Annotated in this window: 18 protein-coding genes; 5 read left to right on the top strand and 13 right to left on the bottom strand. The window is 71.3% G+C overall.

Annotated features, from left to right (window positions below; all coding sequences use genetic code 11):
• Positions 1-94: 94 nt before the first annotated feature.
• From ACWD04_RS12335 to rsmI, 3 genes are all read right to left on the bottom strand, one after another.
• Positions 95-961, bottom strand: a complete 867-nt coding sequence (locus ACWD04_RS12335) for a TatD family hydrolase (RefSeq protein WP_451130888.1) — start codon at positions 959-961, stop codon at positions 95-97.
• A gap of 32 nt (positions 962-993) precedes the next feature.
• On the bottom strand, positions 994-1,389 hold the full coding sequence (locus ACWD04_RS12330; protein WP_451130886.1) for a hypothetical protein: 396 nt from the start codon (positions 1,387-1,389) through the stop codon (positions 994-996).
• A gap of 171 nt (positions 1,390-1,560) precedes the next feature.
• On the bottom strand, positions 1,561-2,448 hold the full coding sequence (gene rsmI, locus ACWD04_RS12325) for a 16S rRNA (cytidine(1402)-2'-O)-methyltransferase (RefSeq protein WP_451130884.1): 888 nt from the start codon (positions 2,446-2,448) through the stop codon (positions 1,561-1,563).
• A gap of 61 nt (positions 2,449-2,509) precedes the next feature.
• On the opposite strand from rsmI, the gene ACWD04_RS12320 reads away from it, so the two are divergent.
• On the top strand, positions 2,510-4,276 hold the full coding sequence (locus ACWD04_RS12320; protein ID WP_451130882.1) for a dolichyl-phosphate-mannose--protein mannosyltransferase: 1,767 nt from the start codon (positions 2,510-2,512) through the stop codon (positions 4,274-4,276).
• 10 nt (positions 4,277-4,286) lie between these two features.
• Here the strand turns inward: ACWD04_RS12320 and ACWD04_RS12315 are convergent, their stop codons facing one another.
• On the bottom strand, positions 4,287-4,751 hold the full coding sequence (locus ACWD04_RS12315; RefSeq protein WP_451130880.1) for a MarR family transcriptional regulator: 465 nt from the start codon (positions 4,749-4,751) through the stop codon (positions 4,287-4,289).
• 219 nt (positions 4,752-4,970) lie between these two features.
• On the opposite strand from ACWD04_RS12315, the gene ACWD04_RS12310 reads away from it, so the two are divergent.
• The gene (locus ACWD04_RS12310) at positions 4,971-6,605 is read left to right on the top strand and encodes a penicillin-binding transpeptidase domain-containing protein (protein WP_451130878.1); all 1,635 of its coding nucleotides are present in this window, start codon (positions 4,971-4,973) and stop codon (positions 6,603-6,605) included.
• Positions 6,606-6,691: 86 nt separating this feature from the next.
• On the top strand, positions 6,692-7,201 hold the full coding sequence (locus tag ACWD04_RS12305) for a YbaK/EbsC family protein (RefSeq protein WP_451130876.1): 510 nt from the start codon (positions 6,692-6,694) through the stop codon (positions 7,199-7,201).
• A 264-nt stretch (positions 7,202-7,465) separates the two neighbouring features.
• On the opposite strand, the gene ACWD04_RS12300 is transcribed toward ACWD04_RS12305, so the two are convergent.
• The 4 genes from ACWD04_RS12300 to ACWD04_RS12285 form a co-directional block, all read right to left on the bottom strand.
• Entirely contained in the window at positions 7,466-8,626 is a 1,161-nt protein-coding gene (locus tag ACWD04_RS12300; protein WP_451131128.1) for a serine hydrolase domain-containing protein, read from the bottom strand.
• A 77-nt stretch (positions 8,627-8,703) separates the two neighbouring features.
• Positions 8,704-9,474 (bottom strand): energy-coupling factor ABC transporter ATP-binding protein, encoded by a 771-nt coding sequence (locus tag ACWD04_RS12295; protein WP_451130874.1) that lies wholly within the window; start codon positions 9,472-9,474, stop codon positions 8,704-8,706.
• Positions 9,471-10,232, bottom strand: coding sequence for a cobalt ECF transporter T component CbiQ (cbiQ, locus tag ACWD04_RS12290; protein ID WP_451130872.1), 762 nt, complete (start codon positions 10,230-10,232; stop codon positions 9,471-9,473). The genes ACWD04_RS12295 and cbiQ overlap by 4 nt, the downstream gene beginning before the upstream one ends.
• Complete coding sequence (locus tag ACWD04_RS12285) at positions 10,232-11,290, bottom strand: energy-coupling factor ABC transporter permease (RefSeq protein WP_451130870.1); 1,059 nt, start codon at positions 11,288-11,290, stop codon at positions 10,232-10,234. Before ACWD04_RS12285 ends, cbiQ begins: the two co-directional genes overlap by 1 nt.
• 175 nt (positions 11,291-11,465) lie before the next feature.
• Here ACWD04_RS12285 and ACWD04_RS12280 point away from each other — a divergent pair, with 175 nt between their 5' ends.
• Positions 11,466-11,852: an SsgA family sporulation/cell division regulator gene (locus ACWD04_RS12280; protein WP_451130868.1), complete on the top strand. Its 387-nt coding sequence runs from the start codon at positions 11,466-11,468 to the stop codon at positions 11,850-11,852.
• Here ACWD04_RS12280 and ACWD04_RS12275 read toward each other — a convergent pair.
• The gene (locus tag ACWD04_RS12275; RefSeq protein ID WP_451130866.1) at positions 11,755-12,114 is read right to left on the bottom strand and encodes an MMPL family transporter; all 360 of its coding nucleotides are present in this window, start codon (positions 12,112-12,114) and stop codon (positions 11,755-11,757) included. The two genes, ACWD04_RS12280 and ACWD04_RS12275, sit on opposite strands and share 98 nt — an antisense overlap.
• A gap of 100 nt (positions 12,115-12,214) precedes the next feature.
• On the opposite strand from ACWD04_RS12275, the gene ACWD04_RS12270 reads away from it, so the two are divergent.
• Complete coding sequence (locus tag ACWD04_RS12270; RefSeq protein WP_451130864.1) at positions 12,215-15,643, top strand: S41 family peptidase; 3,429 nt, start codon at positions 12,215-12,217, stop codon at positions 15,641-15,643.
• Between the two features lie 210 nt (positions 15,644-15,853).
• On the opposite strand, the gene ACWD04_RS12265 is transcribed toward ACWD04_RS12270, so the two are convergent.
• From ACWD04_RS12265 to ACWD04_RS12250, 4 genes are all read right to left on the bottom strand, one after another.
• Positions 15,854-16,063 carry a hypothetical protein gene (locus tag ACWD04_RS12265; RefSeq protein WP_451130862.1) on the bottom strand — a complete coding sequence of 70 codons (210 nt, stop codon included), beginning with the start codon at positions 16,061-16,063 and terminating at the stop codon, positions 15,854-15,856.
• Between the two features lie 87 nt (positions 16,064-16,150).
• Complete coding sequence (locus ACWD04_RS12260) at positions 16,151-17,035, bottom strand: SDR family oxidoreductase (RefSeq protein ID WP_451130860.1); 885 nt, start codon at positions 17,033-17,035, stop codon at positions 16,151-16,153.
• Positions 17,032-17,982, bottom strand: coding sequence for an alpha/beta fold hydrolase (locus ACWD04_RS12255; RefSeq protein WP_451130858.1), 951 nt, complete (start codon positions 17,980-17,982; stop codon positions 17,032-17,034). Before ACWD04_RS12255 ends, ACWD04_RS12260 begins: the two co-directional genes overlap by 4 nt.
• Entirely contained in the window at positions 17,979-19,499 is a 1,521-nt protein-coding gene (locus ACWD04_RS12250; RefSeq protein WP_451130856.1) for a flavin-containing monooxygenase, read from the bottom strand. Before ACWD04_RS12250 ends, ACWD04_RS12255 begins: the two co-directional genes overlap by 4 nt.
• Positions 19,500-19,513 lie beyond the last annotated feature (14 nt).

Here is a 19,513-nt window from a genome sequence, read left to right as displayed (position 1 = left end):
GCCGACCCCGATGCGCGGGCACGATAGCCGAGGTCTCGTCACCGTACAAAGCTGTGCGACTACCCAGAGTGCCGACCGGGCTCCCTCGCGGCCCTCAGAAGTCGAACGCCCGCGCGGTGTTGTCGTAGAGGGCGGCGGCCAGGCTGTCCTCGTCGGTGCCCCGCACCTCGGCCATGGCACGGAGCGTGACCGGAATCAGGTAGGGCGCGTTGGGCCGTCCGCGGTAGGGGGCGGGGGTGAGGAAGGGGGCGTCCGTCTCTACGAGCACGAGCTCGGCGGGGGCGACGGCCAGCGCGTCGCGCAGCGGCTGCGCGTTCTTGAAGGTGACGTTGCCCGCGAAGGACATGAAGTACCCGGCCGCCGCGCAGATCCGGGCCATGTCGGCGTCCCCGGAGTAGCAGTGGAAGACGGTCCGCTCCGGCGCACCGGCGTCGGCGAGGATGCGCAGCACGTCCGCGTGCGCCTCACGGTCATGGATGACCAGGGCCTTGCCGTGTCGCTTGGCGATCTCGATGTGCGCCCGGAAGGACTCCTCCTGGGCAGCCATGCCCTCAGGGCCCGTACGGAAGTAGTCGAGGCCGGTCTCGCCGACCGCGCGTACGTGGCCGAGGGCGGCCAGCGCGTCGATCTCGGCGAGCGCCTCGTCGAGCGCCGCCTTCCCGCCCGGCTCCCGCGCCTCCTGGCGTGACCAGCTGTCCGGGTCCCCGTGCACGATGCGCGGCGCCTCGTTGGGATGCAGGGCGACGGATGCGTGCACGGACGCGTGCGCGGCGGCGGTCTCGGCGGCCCGGTGCGAGCCCTTCACGTCGCAGCCCACCTGGACGACGACGGTCACATTGACGGCCGCGGCCCGGGCGAGGCCCTCCTCGACGGTTCCGTCCTGCATGTCCAGGTGGGTGTGCGAATCGGCGACCGGAACTCTGAGGGGTTCGGGCAGTGGCGGGGCGTCGGTACGGCTCATGCCGACGACTCTACGAGGCCCTGAGCCCTAGCTCAGCGCCGGTGGAAAGGATGCAGCAGATCCGACAGCTGCCAGTGCCGTGGCCCGGGGCCGGGCGTCGGGACGGCGGTGGCCACGGCCATGTCCCCACGGGCCTCGTCCACGCCCGTCACATCCGGTCGTACGGCCTCCTGGGGCCGGAGCAGCTGCTGGACGGTGGAGACCCGGCCGGCGCGCATGATCCGGACCACGTGGCCGCCGCAGTTCGTGCACGTCGGGGTGGACAGCGGCGAGGGCACGCGCCTCCCGTCCGCCTTGTACACCACGAACGCGTTGCCCGAGCCGTCGACGTGGTGCTCTATCGCGTAGGCCTGTTCCCAGCCGTGCCCACACCTCATACAGGCGAAGGCGTACGCCTCGTGCACGGTGGTTGCTGCGCTCTCACTCATGCCTGCTCCTCTTGTCCGTGGACAAGCACTCCGGACAAGCACTCCGGATGGTGCGTTCCACCCTCAAGTGGACGCCTTCACCGGCGGCAAAGCACCAGGCCTGCCGAGTGTTGGGACGCTTTTGGCCGTTCCATGGCTTAGGAAGCCCGGCACGCGACCCGGGCTTTACCTTCAGGTTAGTCCTTTGCCCTGTTCCTGGCCGGTCCGAGCCGCGTTCTTTGCCGCGACCACCGCATCGAACACCTCGCGCTTGGGCAGCCCCGCCTCGGTGGCGACCGCCGCGATGGCCTCCTTGCGCCGCTCCCCCGCCTCTTCGCGCACCTGCACCCTGCGTACCAGCTCCGCAGCGTCCAGGCCTTCGTTCCCGGAGGCCGTGGCGCCCTCGACCACGACGGTGATCTCGCCCCGCACGCCTTCGGCCGCCCAGACCGCCAGCTCGCCCAGCGGGCCGCGCTTCACTTCCTCGTACGTCTTGGTCAGTTCCCGGCACACGGCGGCCCTGCGGTCCGCTCCGAAGACCTCGGCCATCGCGGCCAGGGTGTCGTCCAGCCGGTGCGGGGCCTCGAAGAAGACCATCGTGCGGCGCTCGCCCGCGACCTCGCGGAGCTTCCCGAGCCGCTCCCCCGCCTTGCGCGGCAGGAAGCCCTCGAAGCAGAAGCGGTCCACGGGCAGGGCGGACAGCGCGAGCGCGGTCAGCACGGCCGAGGGGCCCGGTACGGCGGTCACCTTGATGCCCTGCTCCACGGCCGCGGCGACAAGACGGTAGCCGGGGTCGGAGACGGACGGCATCCCGGCATCGGTGACGAGCAGGACGCGCGCCCCGCCGGCCAGCGCCTCGACGAGTTCGGGCGTCCGCGCAGACTCGTTGCCCTCGAAATAGGACACGACACGCCCCGTCGTGTGGATGCCCAGCGCCTGGGTGAGCCGGCGCAGCCGGCGGGTGTCCTCGGCGGCCACGACATCGGCCGTCTCCAGCTCGGCGGCGAGCCGTGGCGGGGCGTCCGCCACGTCGCCGATGGGGGTCCCTGCGAGTACGAGCGTTCCAGTCGTTCCAGTCACATCGCCATCCTCCCAGCACGGGCGGCACCACTCGCACAGATGCGTTCCCTACGATGGCGCGGTGACGAGTACTGCGCCCGAAGCCCAGCAGGGCCACGACGCCGGGGATCACACCGGCGACCAGCCGCCTTCCTGGCAACAGCGGCTGCGCCGCTTCGGCCATTCCCCACGGCCGGAAACCGGGCTGCGCGAGCGCCTGGAACCCCCGTACACCCGCCCCGGACGCCAGTTCTGGGACGTGCTCGCCGTGCCGCCGACCCTGGCGAACCACCTGGTTCGCTGGTCGGCGTGGGGCGGGCCGCTCCTGGTCGCCCTGGTGGCCGGGGTGCTGCGGTTCTGGAACCTGGGCAGCCCGAAGGCGGTGATATTCGACGAGACGTACTACGCCAAGGACGCCTGGGCCCTGATCAACCAGGGCTACGAGGGTTCCTGGCCCAAGGACGTCGACAAGCTGATCCTCAACGACCCGTCCTCGGTGGACATCCCGGTCGAGCCCGGCTACGTCGTGCATCCGCCGGTCGGCAAGTGGATCATCGGCGTCGGCGAGCAGATCTTCGGCTTCACCCCTTTCGGCTGGCGCTTCATGGTGGCGCTGCTCGGCACGATCTCGGTCCTGATGCTGTGCCGGATCGGCCGCCGGCTGTTCCGCTCCACGTTCCTGGGCTGCCTCGCGGGCACGTTGCTGGCCGTGGACGGGCTGCACTTCGTGATGAGCCGCACCGCACTGCTCGACCTGGTGCTGATGTTCTTCGTGCTCGCGGCCTTCGGCTGCTTCCTCATCGACCGTGACTGGTCCCGCCGCAAGCTGGCCGCGGCGCTCCCGGTCGACGAGGAGGGGCTCCTGCGCCCGGACGCCCGCATCGCCGAAACCCTCCGCACCGGGTGGCGCCCGTGGCGGATCGCGGCCGGTCTGCTGCTCGGCCTGGCCTTCGCGACGAAGTGGAACGGGCTCTACATCCTGGCCGCGTTCGGTGTGATGGCGGTGCTCTGGGACGTCGGCGCGAGGCGCACGGCGGGCGCGGTGCAGCCGTACCGTGCGGTGGTCCTCAAGGACCTGCTGCCCGCGTTCGTCTCCACGGTGCCGGTCGCGATCGGCACCTACGTCGTCTCGTGGACCGGCTGGATCGTCACGGACAAGGGCTACTACCGCGACTGGGCGGCCACCGAGGGCAAGGGCGGCAACTGGACCTGGCTCCCGGACTGGCTGCGCAGCCTGTGGCACTACGAGAACCAGGTCTACGACTTCCACGTCGGCCTGACCTCCGGCCACACCTACGAGTCCAACCCGTGGAGCTGGATCGTGCTGGGCCGCCCCGTCTCGTACTTCTACGAGGAGAAGACGGGATGCCTCGAATCCGGGACCGGCAAGTGCGCCCGTGAGGTCCTGGCGCTCGGCACCCCGCTGCTCTGGTGGGCTGCGTGCGGGGCGCTGCTGTACGTGCTGTGGCGCTGGGCCTTCCGCCGCGACTGGCGGGCGGGTGCGATCGCGTGCGGGGTGGCGGCGGGCTGGGTGCCCTGGTTCTTCTACCAGGAGCGGACGATCTTCCTCTTCTACGCGGTCGTGTTCGTTCCCTTCCTGTGCCTGGCGGTCACGATGATGATCGGCGCCCTGCTGGGCCCGGCGGCCGGCACGGGCACCAAGCACCGCCTCGGTATGGACACCGCGGACCCCATGGGCGAGCGCAGACGCACGCTGGGCGCGATCGCGGCGGGTGTCCTGGTGCTGCTGATCGTCTGGAACTTCATCTACTTCTGGCCGATCTACACGGGCACGTCCATCCCGGACGACTCCTGGCGCGACCGGATGTGGCTGGACACCTGGGTGTAGCGACGTACGACTACGTCGTGGGGCCCCCGGTGTTCCGGATCATCTGCTGGAGCACCTTCAGGACGGTGACGTAGTCGGCGTCCTCGACGTCCTGGTGGATGCGGGCGCGGATTGCCGGGGTGTGCTGCTGGAGGCCGACACGGGCCTCTTCTCCCGCCTCGGTGATCCACAGCCGCCCCTCGTCGTCGCGGGTGAGCCAGCCGCGCTCCAGCAGGGCCTCCGACTCGGTCTTCAGGTCGTCCTCGGGCCTGAGGTAGGAGCTCATCGCCCGCCGCAGTTCGGGGACGGTCATCCCGTCGCCGTCGGGCGAGAGGTCGTCCTTCGACAGGTTGCGCAGCAGCCAGAGCTGAGGCTGGGTGAAGCCCAGTTCGGCCTGCCGGGCACGGGTGAACGCGATGAGGGCCTCGTAGGCCACTCCGGTCCAGTAGGCGGCCGGCTGCGCGGCGAGTTCGGCGTCGGAAAGGTGTGTCGTCATGTGCGGTGCTCCCTACGGACGTTGGCCGGTACGAGCAACGTAGGACCTCAAGTCGAGTTGAGATCAAGCCGAGAGCGGACGCATGGCGGGAAGCGCCCTCTCACCGTGCATCGCGGTCCGGTAACAACCGCCTCAGGGTTCACCGGTGTCCCGTAAGGTGCCAGAGGAAAACTCTCTTGAACGCGTTCAAGGGAACTCCTGGGGAGGGGGACTGCACAGATGCGCAGTGGAGCGAAGGTCGCCGTGATCGGCGGAGTGTTCGTGCTCGTGGCCGGAGGACTCGGTTACGGCGCCTACGAAGTGCTGCTCGACGGGGACGAGGCCGGGGCCACCGAGACCGCCTCGGCGTCCGACGAGGTGAAGACCGGACCGCCTGGCGAAGAGGAGATCCAGGAGACCGCCAAGGCATTCCTCGCGGCGTGGGCGTCCGGCGACGCGTCGGCAGCCGCCCTGCTCACGAACAACGAGACCGTCGCCGAGCCCCTGCTGACCGGTTACGCGGACGAGGCCCACGTCACGAAGGCGGTGATCACGCCGGGTACCGCCGTCGGCGCGAAGGTGCCGTACACGGTGAAGGCGACGGTGTCCTACGAGGGGAAGACCAAGCCCTGGTCGTATTCCTCCGAGCTGACCGTGGTGCGCGGCCTGACGACCGGCAAGGCCCTTGTCGACTGGCAGCCCACGGTGATCCACCCGCAGCTGACCGAGGGAACGGCGCTGAAGACCGGCGAATCCTCGGCGGCGGCGATCGAGGCCGTCGACCACAACGGCAAGGTGCTCGACAAGGAGACCTACCCGTCGCTCGGGCCGATCCTGGACAGCCTGCGCGAGAAGTACGGCGACAGCACCGGCGGCTCCCCGGGCATCGAGACCTGGATCGAGCCCGCGGACGAGCAGCTTCCGGACACCACGCTGCTGACGCTCGCCAAGGGCAAGCCCGGCAAGCTGCAGACCACGCTCGACGCGGATGCCCAGGCGGCGGCCGAGACGGCGGTCAAGCAGTTCAGTGGTGCGTCGGTGGTCGCCGTGCAGCCGTCCACGGGTTCCATCCGCGCCGTCGCCAACAACCCGGCGACCGGCTTCAACGCGGCGATGCAGGGCGTACAGGCGCCCGGCTCCACACTGAAGATCATGACCGCCGCGATGCTCCTGGAGAAGGGCCTGGTCACGGCGAACGGCCCGGCGGAGTGCCCCAAGGAAGTCCTCTACCAAGGGCGCACGTTCCACAACCTGGACCACTTCGAGCTTCCCGGCTCCAGCAGCTTCACCACCAGCTTCGCCCGCTCCTGCAACACGGCCTTCATCAAGAAGATCGACGAGGTGGACGACGACGCCGCGCTCGCCAAGGAGGCCCGCGACGTCTTCGGGATCGGCCTCGACTGGAAGACCGGCATCACCTCCGTCGACGGCAAGGTGCCCGAGGAGGCCGGCGGCGAGGCTGCGGCCCAGTACATAGGCCAGGGCACCGTCCAGATGAACGCGCTGAACATCGCGTCCATCACGGCGACCGCCCGCACCGGAACGTTCCGTCAGCCGGTCATCGTCCCGCAGTCCCTGGACGACCGGCAGCTCGCCACCGCCTCGCGCTCGCTGTCGCAGAACGTCACCCGGCAGCTGAACGACATGATGCGGGCCACCGCCTCCTGGGGCACCGGCAAGGCGGCCATGACCTCGGTCGGCGGAGACAAGGGCGCCAAGACGGGCTCGGCCGAGGTCGACGGACAGGCCACGTCCAACAGCTGGTTCACCGGCTTCAGCGACGACCTCGCGGCGGCGGCGGTCGTCCAGTCCGGCGGCCACGGCGGCGACGCGGCGGGCCCGGTGGTGGCGGCGGTGCTGCGCGCGGGTTCGTAGGGGATCGCGGCGTCGGAGGCGGATCACGCCTCCGACACCCTGAAAACGCTGTGGTCCACACCCGACCGTTCAGTAGCGTGCGGGGTATGAGCACTCGCGACACCACCTCCGCCACGACCTCGTCCGACGCCCATCCCCGGTTCGCCGAGGCCCTCCGCGAACTGGGCCTCGACGTCGGCGTAACCCGGTTCCCCGACGCCGTCCGCACGGCGGTCGAGGCCGCCGCGGCGGTCGGGTGCGAACTCAGCCAGATCGTCAAGTCCCTGATCTTCGAGGCGGACGGCGTGCCGGTCCTGGTCCTGATGGACGGTTCGTCCCGGGTGGACGTGGAGCGCGTGCGGGCCGAACTCGGCGCCGACAAGGTCAAGCGTGCGGGAGCCGACGTGGTCCGGGAGACCACCGGATACGCGATCGGCGGCGTACCGCCCTTCGGACACCGTACGAGGACCCGGGTGCTGGCGGACCGGAGGCTGCTCGGCCACACAGTGGTCTGGGCGGCAGCGGGCACCCCGCACACGGTCTTCCCGCTCGACCCGGAGAGCCTGATCTCGCACGCCGGCGGGTCCGTGGTGGACGTACGTGAGCGGACCGCTTGACCCCCGCTGGTGCGCTCCGGTCGCCGCGCTCCGCGAGTCCTCCGCCACCGCCCGCGACCAGTTGGGCCCGGGCACCTATCCGTGGTCGACGGACGGGCTGGACACGCCGTCCGTGCTCGTCTCGCGCGTGACGATTCCCTCGGCGGCCGTCCAGTCCACCATCCGCTCGGCGAGCGGCCCGGCCGAGCCGGCGAGCGGTGGCCGCCCCGACGCCCTGGCCCGCGCCGGTGAGGAGCGTGGCCCACCCGTGGAGGCGAGGAGGAGTCATAGCGCCGAACGTACTGCCCGGACCAGGGCCTGGGCACGGGGATCGGCGGTGACTCCCTTCTGCAGACCGTTCGTCACATAGCCGAGTGCGATGCCCGATTCGGGGTCGGCGAAGCCCAGCGAACCCCCGCGGCCGGGGTGCCCGAACGACCCGGCGCCGAGGAGCGGCGCGGACGGACCGTGCAGCATGTAGCCGAGGCCGAAACGGGTGCTGACGACCAGCACCCGGTCCGGGCCCGCGGACTCCTCGGTGCGGGCCAGGGTGAGGGTGGCGGGCGCGAACAGGCGATGGCCGTCGACCTCGCCGATCATCGCGGCGTAGCAGCGGGCCAGCCCACGCGCGGTGGCGACGCCGTTGGACGCGGGGAGTTCCGCCGCGCGGTAGGCCGGGGCGTTCTCGTCGGGGAAGGGGTCGATCGCCCCGAAGGCGCGGCGGGTGAGGGAGGCCGGGTCGTTGTAGGCATCGATGACGGAGCGCTTGGGGCGCATGCGCAGGGCGCCGCTGTTCTCCGCCGCCGGGGGTTCGACGGGGCCGATCCGTCCGATCCGGTGCGCCTCGTCGTCCGGCAGCCCGAACCAGAAGTCCAGGCCGAGCGGCCGGGCGATCTCCTCGGCGATCCAGCGGCCGATGGTCCGCCCGGTGACCCTGCGCACCAGTTCGCCGACGAGCCAGCTGTAGGTCTGAGCGTGGTACCCGTGGTCGGTTCCTGGGTCCCACTGGGGCCGTTGGGCGGCGACGGCCTGCGGCCCCGACACCCCGTCGGCGGCCTCCTCGGGCGTCAGCGTCGCGTCGAGGGCGGCCAGCCCGGCGCGATGGGCGAGGAGGTGGCGTACGAGGACGCGTTCCTTGCCGTTCGCCTTGAACTCCGGCCAGTACGTGCCGACGGGGGCGTCCAGGTCCACCTGCCCGCGCTGGTGCAGCAGCAGCGGTACGGCGGCGGCGATGCCCTTTCCGGCCGAGCGGACGGTCTGCACGGTGTCCACGGCCCAGGGTTCGGTGCCGTCGACATCGCGCGTACCGGCCCACAGGTCCACGACCTTCCGGCCGTGGTGGTAGAGGGCCACGGCCGCTCCCCGCTCCCCGCGCTGTTCGAAGTTACGGACGAAAGCGTCCCGTACCGCCTCGAATCCCGGTGTCACCGTGCCCCGTACATCCACGCCTGCTCCCGCGCTCCCGCTCATCCCCCCATGGTGCATCGCGCGGCAGGGGGAACGGGTGCCGGGTCACCTTCTGTTCACGCACGCGGTACGGACACGGAACGCGGGTCGAAGCCGAAGGGCAGCTCCAGCCGGTGCCTGCGCATGAGCACGCCGTCGCACAGCAGGTCCTGTGTACGGTCGTCGGCGGCGATCACCCCGTCGCTGAGGATGACGGCTCGCGGGCACAGTTCGAGGGCGTACGGCAGGTCGTGGGTGACCATCAGCACCGTGACGTCCAGGGAGCGCAGGATGTCGGCGAGTTCACGGCGGGAGGCGGGGTCCAGGTTGGAGGAGGGCTCGTCCAGGACGAGGATCTCCGGCTCCATGGCGAGGACGGTGGCGACGGCGACCCGGCGGCGCTGACCGAAGGAGAGATGGTGCGGGGGCCGCGCCGCGTACTCCTCCATACCGACCCGCTTGAGCGCGTCCATGACCCGCTCCTCCAGCTCGGGGCCGCGCATTCCGGCCGCCGCAGGACCGAAGGCGACGTCCTCGCGGACGGTCGGCATGAAGAGCTGGTCGTCGGGGTCCTGGAAGACGATGCCGACCCGGCGGCGGATCTCGGCGAGGTGGCGTTTCTCGACGGGCAGCCCGGCGACCCGGACGCTGCCCGCCCCCGCGTCGAGGATGCCGTTGAGGTGGAGGACGAGAGTGGTCTTGCCCGCGCCGTTGGGGCCGAGGAGCGCCACGCGTTCGCCCCGGGCGACGGTCAGGTCGACGCCGAAGAGGGCTTGGTGGCCGTCGGGGTAGGCGTAAGCGAGGCCGCTGACCTCGAGAGACGGCGCGGGGGCGGTGGGCAGGCTCATACGGTCCATCCCAGCAGACAGACGACGAGGGCGAGCACGGGGAGTACCGCGGCGTGCGCCCACTGGGTGCGGGAGGCGGTCACGTCGTCGATCACCGGCAGGGTGCCGGTGTAGCCGCGGCTGACCATCGCGAGGTGGACACGTTCGCCGCGTTCGTAGGACCGGATGAAGAGGGCCCCGGCCGTCTTGGCGAGGGCGCCCCAGTGCCGTACGCCGCCGGCCTCGAACCCGCGGGAGCGGCGGGCGATCGACATCCGGCGCAGCTCGTCGGTGATGACATCGCCGTAGCGGATCATGAAGGACGCGATCTGGACGAGCATCGGGGGCAGTCTGAGCCGCTGGAGCCCGAGCAGCAGGGAGCGCAGCTCGGTGGTCGTCGCCAGGATCACCGAGGCGGCGACGCCGAGGGTGCCTTTCGCGAGTACGTTCCAGGCGCCCCAGAGGCCGGGGACGCTGACGGAGATGCCGAGCAGCTCGGTCTGTTCGCCGGGCACGACGAAGGGCATGAGCAGCGCGAACGCGACGAACGGCACCTCGATGGCCAGCCGCTTCAGCAGGAACCCCGCGGAGATCCCGGCCACCGCGGCGACGGCGGCGAGCAGCACCGCGTACAGCGCGAAGGCCCAGACGGCCTCGCGCGGGGTGGAGACGACGACCACGACGAAGCAGAGGACGGCGGCGAGCTTGCAGTGCGGGGGCAGGGCGTGGACGGGGGAGCGCCCGTGCCGGTAGAGCTTGTGGGCGTGGCCGGCGCCCATCAGACGGACCCGGTGGTGCGGGGAGCGGGTTCCTCCGGCGTACGGCGTCGGCGTACGGCCCAGAACACTCCGCTGCCGACGGCGACGGTGACGCCGACGCCGATCACTCCGGCGAGGCCTCCGGAGACACGGGCGTTGCCGATGTCCTTGACGCCGTAGTCGGCGAGGGGGGAGTCGGCCGCACCGTGTTCCCGGACCTTCTCGTCGATGCCCTTGTCGGCGGCGACCTTCTCCAGGCCGTCGGGGCTCGCGGAGGCGTAGAAGGAGACGACGCCCGCGAGGACGAGCGTGGCGGCCAGGCCTGCGGCCCAGACCTTGCGCGTGGAGCGGGCGGCGGGGGCGGGCGAAGCGGCCGGTGCGGCCGGTGCGTCGATGAGTTCGCCGTCGACCCGGAGCTTGAGCGGGGCGGCGAGTGACCGGGCGCCGTGCACCAGGTCGGGACGCACCGCGATCACGGCGCCGACGGTCAGCGCGGTGATGGCCGCCTCCCCGATGCCGATCAGGACATGGACGCCGGCCATCGCCGTGAGGACCTTGCCGATGGGTACGTCGGTGGTGCCGCCGATCGCGTAGATCAGGGTGAACGCGACGGCGGCGGCCGGTACGGAGACCAGGGCGGCCACGAAGGCCGCGACGGTCGCCGAGCGGCGGGTGCGGGGCAGCACACGGGTCAGCCCTCGGAAGATCGCGTAGGCGACGACGGTGGTGACGATCCCCATCACGGTGATGTTCACGCCGAGCGCGGTGAGACCGCCGTCGGCGAAGAGGATGCCCTGCATCAGCAGGACGACCGCTATGCAGAGCAGCCCTGTGTACGGACCGACCAGGATCGCCGCCAGCGCCCCGCCCAGGAGGTGGCCGCTGGTGCCCGCCGCGACCGGGAAGTTGAGCATCTGCACGGCGAAGATGAACGCGGCGACGAGCCCGGCAAGCGGGGCCGTCCGCTCTCCCCCGAGTTCACGCCGGGCACCGCGGAGACCGACGGCGACCGCACCGGCGGCGACGACACCTGCGACGGCGGAAACAGGTGCGTCGATGAAACCGTCGGGTACATGCATGGATGGCTCCGCTTCGGGCGTTGCTGTTGGCGGGGTCGGGAAACGCTCCACTATAGGGCCCTGTTGCACATAGTTCGCAAGAGCGCAGAGATGCCAACCAACCCATGCCCCGAAATGCCTAAATGGGAGCATATGGGACATTGGGGGGAGAGATTTCACACAGGAGGAGCCGGCCATGTCCCTCGCGATCCAAGAACACGCCCGCGCCCGGCTCATCACCGACGGCCCCGACCCCCGTCCGGTCCCCGTCGAACTGCGCTACGACCCGGAGAAGCCGCAGACCGTCCGTGTCCGGCTCCCCGGAGGTGCCGAGTGGGCCTTCGGCCTCGACCTCCTGGAGCGCGGACTGCGCTCCCCCGCCACCCGCGGCAACATATCGATATGGCCGTGCGGCCGGGCCCAGCTGGTCCTGGAACTGCACGCGACGGACGGAGTCGCCGTGTTCCAGTTCGACAACGCACCCCTCATCCGTTTCCTGTCGCGGATTCTCGCGAGGACGGCGAAGCGCCCGCCGGCAACCACCGCCACCGCCACCGCCACCGCCACCGCCGGCAGCACCTGAACGGAGCAGAGAGCCCTCGTGCCGCGTGCCCGAGGGCTCTGTCGCCCCGGCCCCGGTCCCCACAGGTGACGGCCGTCATGATCACCGCGGCTGCCGTGACCACCCGGGCCCCGTGCCGGAATCCGGTGACGATCGCCTGGGCTTGCGCCTCCCCGTGTACGTACGCCTCAGGCATCCGGCTGACCAGGAAGACCTCGTGGTCCTTCGCGAGACCGAAGGCCGCGACGACCGGGAGCAGGGAGACCGGCCAGCACCTCCGCAACGGCGCACCCTTGAGTCCCCTGCTGAGCGAAACGAGACAGTTTCGTTTGTGTCCTGCACCACAAGTTGCCGCGGGCCCTTCACACGGAAAGCATTGGAGGGTGAGTGACGACGTCGCGTATCTCCGTTTCCCGCACCTCCACAAGGACTTGCTCTGCTTCGCGGCGGAGGACGACCTCTGGGTCTCCCCTCTCGCCCCGGCGGGGCAGCGGCCCGGCCGGGCGTGGCGGCTGACTGTCGACCGGACCAGGGTCGGTCATCCGCGCTTCTCGCCCGACGGCAGCCGTATCGCCTACACGACCTGGCGCACGCTCGATCCAGAGATCCACCTCGCCCCCGTCGACGGCGGCCCCGCCCGCAGACTCACCTACTGGGGCTCCACCGACGCCCGGGTCTGCGGCTGGAGTCCCGACCCCGGGGACGCGTCCCAGATCCTCGCCGTCTCCTCGCACAACCAGCCGTTCTCGTACTTCTCCTGGGCGTACAGCGTCCCCACCGACGGCAGCCCCGGCGGCAAGCTCCCCTGGGGGCCCGTCTCCGACATCGCCGTCGCCGACATCGACGGTGAACGCCGCACCCTGCTGCTCACCGGAAAGCCACCGCACGAGCCGGCCGCATGGAAGCGGTACCGGGGCGGGGCCACCGGCCGGCTGTGGCTGCACGGAGAGCGACTGCTGCCGGACATCGGCGGGCATCTGGACGCACCGATGTTCGTGGGGCGCCGGATCGCCTTCCTCTCCGACCACGAGGGCGTCGGCAATCTGTACTCCTGCCTGATGGACGGCACCGATCTCCGCCGGCACACGGACCACGACGCCTTCTACGCCCGGCACGCCTCCAGCGACGGCCGCAGAGTGGTCTACCAGTGCGGCGGCGATCTGTGGCTGGTCGAGGATCTGGAGCTGCCGGACGCGACGCCCCGGAAGCTGGAGGTGCGGCTCGGGGGGCCCCGGACGGGCCGGCGTACGTACCAGGTACCGGCGTCCAGCCATGTCGACTCGCTGGCCGTCGACGAGACGGGCCGCGCGAGCGCCGTCTCCGTGCGCGGCAGCCTGTACTGGCTCACCCACCGTGACGGCCCCGCCCGTACGATCGCCGGCACCCCGGGGGTGCGGGTCCGGCTGCCGGTGATGCTCGGCAGCAGCGGCCAGGTCGCCTATGTCACCGACGCGGAGGGCGACGACGCGATCGAGATCGCCTCCCTCCCCCGGGCCAGCGGCGACCGCCCGCCCCGCCGGCTGGCCGCCGGGCAGCTGGGCAGGGTCCACGAGATCGTCTCCGACCCGGAGGGCGAGCGGCTGGCCATCGCGTCGAACGACGGCCGTCTGCTGCTCCTGGACGCGGCGGAGGAACAGGAGCCCCTGGGCCTGGACGGGGACTCCCCGGAGGCGGCAGGGGCGGAATCCGCCGTCCCGCCGGAGCCCTCCGGGGCGGCCGAGGCCGTCGCCCCGCCGAGGACCGTCGCCCCGCTGGGTGTCCTCGCCGGGCCGGATACCGACGACGGCGGCGTCCACGAGCTCATCCGCTCCGTGAACGGCCCGGTCGGCGATATGGCGTTCTCCCCGGACGGCCACTGGCTGACCTGGTCCCACCCCGGCGTCGGCCGGGCGCTGCGGCAGATCAAGCTGGCCCGGATCACCGGCCCCGACGCCCCGGTGATAGTCGATGTCACCAACGGCCGTTTCGAGGACGAGAACCCCGTCTTCACGGGCGACGGCCGCTATCTCGCCTTCCTCTCCTGGCGCGGGTTCGACCCCGTGTACGACGTCCACACCGGCGACCTCTCCTTCCCCCTGGGCTGCCGCCCGTATCTGGTCCCCCTCACCTCGGCCACTCCCTCCCCCTTCGCCCTGCTCCCGGACGGCAGGCCCGCGGCGGGCGGCCTGGACCCGGTGGACATCCCCGAAGGCACGGTCGAGGGGCCGACGGTCATGGTGGAGTTCGAGGGTCTGGAGAACAGGGTGACCCCGTTCCCGGTCTCCGCGTCGAAGTACTCGGCGCTCCATCCGGTCAGCGGCGGCGGCCTCGTCTGGCTGCGCTGGCCGATCTCCGGCGCGCTGGGCGAGACGTTCGCCAACCCGGCGGACATGTCGGGCCGGCCCACACTGGAGCACTTCAACATCACCAAGGCCCGCAGGACCGAACTGGTCGGCCACCTCGACTGGTTCGCGGTGAGCGGGGACGCGACCCGGCTGGTCGTCATGGACGACGGCGAACTGCGCGCCGTACCGTCCAACGAGCCCGGCGACAACGACACGACGGTCTTCCTCGACCTGCGCCGCATCCTGCACGACGTCGACCCGGCGGCCGAATGGCGCCAGGCGTACGGGGAGGCGGGGCGCATCATCCGGTCCTACTTCTGGGAACCGGACATGTGCGGGATCGACTGGAACGGCGTACTGGAGCAGTACCGCCCGCTGGTCGAACGGATCGCTTCCCCGGACGAGTTCGCCGATCTGCTGCGCGAGGTGCTCGGTGAGCTGGGCACCTCCCACGCGTACGTCTCGCCCGCCCGCCGCAACGAGGGCCCTCCGCACTACCAGCGTGCGATCGGGATGCTGGGCGCCAACCTCGTGTGCCGGGACGGCGACTGGATGGTGCGGCGCATCCTGCCGGGCGACTCCTCCGACTCCAAGGCCCGTTCGCCGCTCGCCGGTACGGGGATCCGGGAGGGGGCCGTCCTCACTCATGTCGACGGCCGGCCAGTCGACCCGGTCGCGGGGCCGTACCCGCTGCTGACGGCGGCGGGCGGCACCACGGTGGAGCTCACGTTCCGCCCGGCCGTGGGCGAGTGCGGGGCCCGGTCCCGGCGTATCGCCATCGCCCCCCTGATCGACGAACGGCCACTGCGCTACCAGGACTGGGTGGCCAAACGCCGGGAAGTCGTACGGGAGTTGAGTCATGGCAAGTGCGGATATCTGCACATCCCCGACATGGGGGGATCCGGATGGGCCCAGTTCAACCGGGACCTGCGGCTCGAGGTGTCGCGCCCGGCACTGATCGTGGACGTACGGGGCAACGCGGGCGGCCACATCAGCGAGCTGGTCGTCGAGAAGCTCACCCGCACGATCCTCGGCTGGGACCTGACCCGCAACGCCCAGGCGGTCAGTTACGCGTCCAACGCACCCCGGGGGCCGGTCGTCGCCCTCGCCGACGAGGCGACGTCCTCCGACGGGGACATGATCACGGCGGCGTTCAGGCTGCTGAAGCTGGGGCCGGTGGTGGGCCAGCGCACCTGGGGGGGCGTGGTCGGCATGACCGGGCGGCACCGGCTCGGTGACGGCACGGTGATCACGGTGCCGATGAACGCGGCCTGGTTCGACACGTACGGCTGGTCCGTCGAGAACCACGGGGTCGAACCCGACCTGGAGGCGCTGCGCACCCCGCTGGACTGGGCGGAGGGCCGCCACGCGGTGCTGGACGACGCGGTGAGGGTGGCCCTGGACCTCCTGGCCGCCCACCCGGCGACCACACCCCCCACATACGAAACGGCCCCGAACCTACGGCGGCCCCCACTCCCCCCGAGGTAAACGGCCCTGACCACATCGAACCCGTCCGCCACATGAATCCCGGTCCAGCCGGATCAAGCCTCTCCGGCGATCGAGGAGCGGGATCCGGGGCGGAGCCCCGAAGACCCGCACCGCGCACACGCACCCCGCACTTCGCACCCGCACAAGAAGGGGCGTACCCGGAACCCGGGGACGCCCCTTCCGACCGCAGACGCTCAGCCGCACCGCACGTCAGCGCTCGAAGCGCTCACGCGCCTCGTCCGTCACGCCCGGCGCGCGGTCCCGCGCGCCGGGCCGACGGTCCGACGCCTGGTCCGGGTCGCGGTCCGGACGGCCGGCGGAACGCTCACGCGCCTCGTCCCGCTTGCCGCCCGCCTTCTTCTGCTCGGCCTGATCGGCAAGCTCCTGCGCCTTGTCCTTGAACTGGTCTGCGATGCCCATGCCGTTCACTCCAATGTGGGTGCGTGGGGGGTGGCCCCGGTGGGACCTCGCTCAGACTTACACACCCGGACATTCGCCGCATTTCGATCATCCGCGCGGGGCTCGCGCCTCTCTGTCCGCCTGCCCGCCGGCCCCCACGAGCCCCTTGCTGACACCGTCCAGCCGCGACCCGAAGCGCTTCATCTCGCGCTGCCCGACGGCCCCTATGACCGCCGGGAGATACCCCCGGATCGACTGCATCCCACGCAGCCACCGCTGGGCGTACACATGGGGGGAACGCCGTTCGATCCCGGCCACGATCCGGTCGACCGCCGGGCCCAGCGGGTACGTGCGGTTCGCCGGCCACGGCAGCCGCTGCCGCAACTCCCGCATGACGTCGTCCTGGTCGGCCCCGCGCACCATGTCCGTATCGGTCCAGGACAGATAGCCGACCCCGACCTTCACGCCGCGGTGGCTGACCTCTCCGCGCAGGCAGTGCGCGAACGCCTCCACGCCCGACTTGGACGCGCAGTAGGCGCTCATCATCGGCGCCGGTGTGATCGCCGCCAGCGACGCTATCTGAAGGAAGTAGCCTCGGCTCTCCATCAGCACCGGCAGGAACGCCCGCGCCGTCACCGCGCCGCCTATCAGGTTCACTTCGATGACCCGCCGCCACGCCTCCGGGTCGGAGTCCACGAGCGGGCCACCGGTGGCGACGCCTGCGTTCGCGACGACGACGTCGATCTTGCCGAAGCGTGCCTTGACCTCCTCGGCGACCCGGCCCATCGCCTCGTGGTCGGTGACGTCCGCGTACCAGTGGTCGCTCTCCGAGTGCAGACGCTCCGAGACCTTCTTCAGCTCGTCCGGCTCCAGGCCGACCAGCGCCACCGTGGCACCCCGCGCCGACAGCTTGCGCGCCAGCAGCTCGCCCACCCCGCGCGCCGCGCCCGTGACGACGACGACCTGTCCTGCCAGACTCCGCCTGCCGCTCATGCGACCTCCTCCTCCCGCACGGCGTCCACCGCGCTGCCCGCACCTTCCACAGTGACGTACGAGGCCACCAGCTCGCGCAGCTTCGCCGTGACCGCCTCGGGTGCCTCGACCGGCGTCATGTGGCCCATGCCCGCCAGCTCGGTGAGCCCGAGGCTCTGCGGCAGCGCCGCCTCGATGGCCCGCGCGTGCACGGGCGGCGTCAGCCGGTCCTCCGCGCCCGCGATCACCGCGGCCGGCAGACGCAGCTCCCGCAGACGTGCCTCGAGGTCGAGCTCCGCGAGTACGTGCCCCCAGGCGACGCGCGCCCCGCGAGGACACGCGTGCACGATCCTGGCACAGGCGTCGACCCTGTCCGGGGCCGAGCCACGGCCCATCGTCGCGTATTTGAGGATTTTCTTGGAAATGGCCGTGACCGGCCCGAGTGGCGCGCGCGCCCCGAGGACCGCCGCCGTCATCCGGGTGCGGAGGGCTCCTGCCCGAAGCGGCAGCACCAGCGACTCGGCCGTCAGTCGCGAGCTGCCGGTGCTGCACAGCAGCACGGCCGCCCCGTGCTCCCGCAGAGCGTCGCGGCCTGCCGCCGCCATCAGCGTCATCCCGCCCATGGAGTGTCCGCCGAGCACGGCCTTCTGCCCCGGCGCGAGCGTGGCCTTCAGCACCGCCTCCAGGTCGTCGGCCAGTGCCCGGGTGCTGTATCCGCCGGGGCCGGCCTCGGGTGAACGGCCGTGACCCCGCTGGTCGTAGACGACGACCCGGTGGTCCACCGCGAGGTCACGCACCTGGGCGTCCCAGAAGCGGGTGTTGCAGGTCCATCCGTGCGCCAGGACCACCGCGGGGGCGTCCTCGGGGCCGTGCAGTTCGACGTGGACGCGCGCGCCGTCGGCGGAGACGACGCTCAGTTCGCGTACGGGCACCGGCGGGGTGTGGGCCGTCTGCGTCGGTCGGCTCATCGTGCGGCCTCCTCGGTCACGGCCTGCGCCGCGGAGTGGGTGACGGGGGGACGGATGACGTCGTACTCGCCCAGGTCGACCGAGCGGGTGGCCCGCCGGAACTCAGCCGTCGTGCCCGGCCAGACCGTGGTGTTGCGCCCGTTGGCGTCGAGGTACCAGCTGGTGCAGCCGCCGGTGTTCCAGACGGTCCGCTGCATGCGGTCCTGGACCCGCCGGTTCCAGTCGCCGACGGCGGCGGGCCTCGCGTCGAGTGCGGCGCGCCCGCCCAGGACGTCCAGCTGGCGCATGAAGTCGGCCATGTAGTTCAGCTGGGACTCGATCATCAGGATCATGGAGGAGTTACCGAGCCCCGTGTTGGGGCCGATGATCGTCATCCAGTTGGGGAATCCGGCCGCCGTCGCACCCCGCAGCGCCTGCGTCTCGTCCTTCCAGGACTCGGCGAGGGTGATGCCGTCCGCGCCGACGACCCGGGTGGCGATCGGCATGTCCGTCACGTGGAAGCCGGTGCCGAGGATGATCACGTCGGCCTCGGTCTCCGTACCGTCCGCCCCGACCAGGGTGGACCCCCGAACCTCGGACAGCCCGGAGGCGACCACGTCCACATTCGGCTGCGCGAGCGCCGGGTAATAGGCGTTGGAGAGCAGGATGCGCTTGCAGCCGATGCGGTACGAGGGAGTCAGCTTGGCCCGCAGCGCCGGGTCCTTGATCGCCCGCGCCATGTTCGACTTGGCTATGGACTCCACGAGCCCGAGCTGGTTGGGGTGCTTGGTGAAAGCGCCCACCTGCAACTCCCGGATGCTCCACAGGAGTCCGCGCCGCGCGGTGGCCGTGAACGGCAGCCTGCGGTGCAGCCACTTCTCGGCCCCGCTGATGGCGCGGTCCATGCGGGGCATCACCCACGGCGGGGTGCGCTGGAAGAGGGTGAGACGGCCGGCCCTGGGCTGGATCTCCGGGACGACCTGGATCGCGGAGGCGCCGGTGCCGATCACCGCGACGCGCTTGCCGTTCAGGTCGTAGCCGTGGTCCCACCGGGCGGAGTGGAAGACCTTGCCGGGGAATTCGGCGAGCCCCGGGATGTCCGGCAGCTTGGGGTCGGACAGCGGTCCGGTGGCGGAGACGACCGCGTCGGCGGTGAGAGTGGCGCCGTTCGCCGTCTCGATCACCCAGTGCAGCTCGTCGTTGTCCCAGCGCATGACCGAGACTTCGTGGTTCAGCCTGATGTGCGGGCGCAGACCGAAGGTGTCGGCGACGTGCTCCAGGTAGGCGCGGATGTGCTGCTGTCCCGAGAAGGTGCGCGGCCAGTCGGGGTTGGGCGCGAAAGAGAACGAGTACAGGTGGGACGGTACGTCGCAGGCGCAGCCCGGGTAGCTGTTGTCCCGCCAGGTTCCGCCGACGGCGCCGGCCCGTTCGAGGACCAGGAAGTCGGTGATGCCTTCGCGGCGGAGCCGGACAGCGGCCCCGAGGCCCCCGAATCCGGATCCGATCACCGCCACTCGTACGTGCTCGTGCTGGGCCATGCTGCCGCCTCCCC

It is taken from the genome of Streptomyces sp. NPDC002911 (assembly GCF_053591835.1).
Note: the sequence above shows the minus strand (reverse complement) of the source record. Positions and strands in the feature narration are given on the sequence as shown.

What these genes read in the sequence shown, in the direction of transcription:
- ACWD04_RS12335 (WP_451130888.1), bottom strand. Translation starts at nt 961, where the DNA reads ATGAGCCGTACCGACGCCCCGCCACTGCCCGAACCCCTCAGAGTTCCG.
- ACWD04_RS12330 (WP_451130886.1), bottom strand. Translation starts at nt 1,389, where the DNA reads ATGAGTGAGAGCGCAGCAACCACCGTGCACGAGGCGTACGCCTTCGCC.
- ACWD04_RS12315 (WP_451130880.1), bottom strand. Translation starts at nt 4,751, where the DNA reads ATGACGACACACCTTTCCGACGCCGAACTCGCCGCGCAGCCGGCCGCC.
- ACWD04_RS12310 (WP_451130878.1), top strand. Translation starts at nt 4,971, where the DNA reads ATGCGCAGTGGAGCGAAGGTCGCCGTGATCGGCGGAGTGTTCGTGCTC.
- ACWD04_RS12305 (WP_451130876.1), top strand. Translation starts at nt 6,692, where the DNA reads ATGAGCACTCGCGACACCACCTCCGCCACGACCTCGTCCGACGCCCAT.
- ACWD04_RS12295 (WP_451130874.1), bottom strand. Translation starts at nt 9,474, where the DNA reads ATGAGCCTGCCCACCGCCCCCGCGCCGTCTCTCGAGGTCAGCGGCCTC.
- cbiQ (WP_451130872.1), bottom strand. Translation starts at nt 10,232, where the DNA reads ATGGGCGCCGGCCACGCCCACAAGCTCTACCGGCACGGGCGCTCCCCC.
- ACWD04_RS12285 (WP_451130870.1), bottom strand. Translation starts at nt 11,290, where the DNA reads ATGCATGTACCCGACGGTTTCATCGACGCACCTGTTTCCGCCGTCGCA.
- ACWD04_RS12280 (WP_451130868.1), top strand. Translation starts at nt 11,466, where the DNA reads ATGTCCCTCGCGATCCAAGAACACGCCCGCGCCCGGCTCATCACCGAC.
- ACWD04_RS12265 (WP_451130862.1), bottom strand. Translation starts at nt 16,063, where the DNA reads ATGGGCATCGCAGACCAGTTCAAGGACAAGGCGCAGGAGCTTGCCGAT.
- ACWD04_RS12260 (WP_451130860.1), bottom strand. Translation starts at nt 17,035, where the DNA reads ATGAGCGGCAGGCGGAGTCTGGCAGGACAGGTCGTCGTCGTCACGGGC.
- ACWD04_RS12255 (WP_451130858.1), bottom strand. Translation starts at nt 17,982, where the DNA reads ATGAGCCGACCGACGCAGACGGCCCACACCCCGCCGGTGCCCGTACGC.
- ACWD04_RS12250 (WP_451130856.1), bottom strand. Translation starts at nt 19,499, where the DNA reads ATGGCCCAGCACGAGCACGTACGAGTGGCGGTGATCGGATCCGGATTC.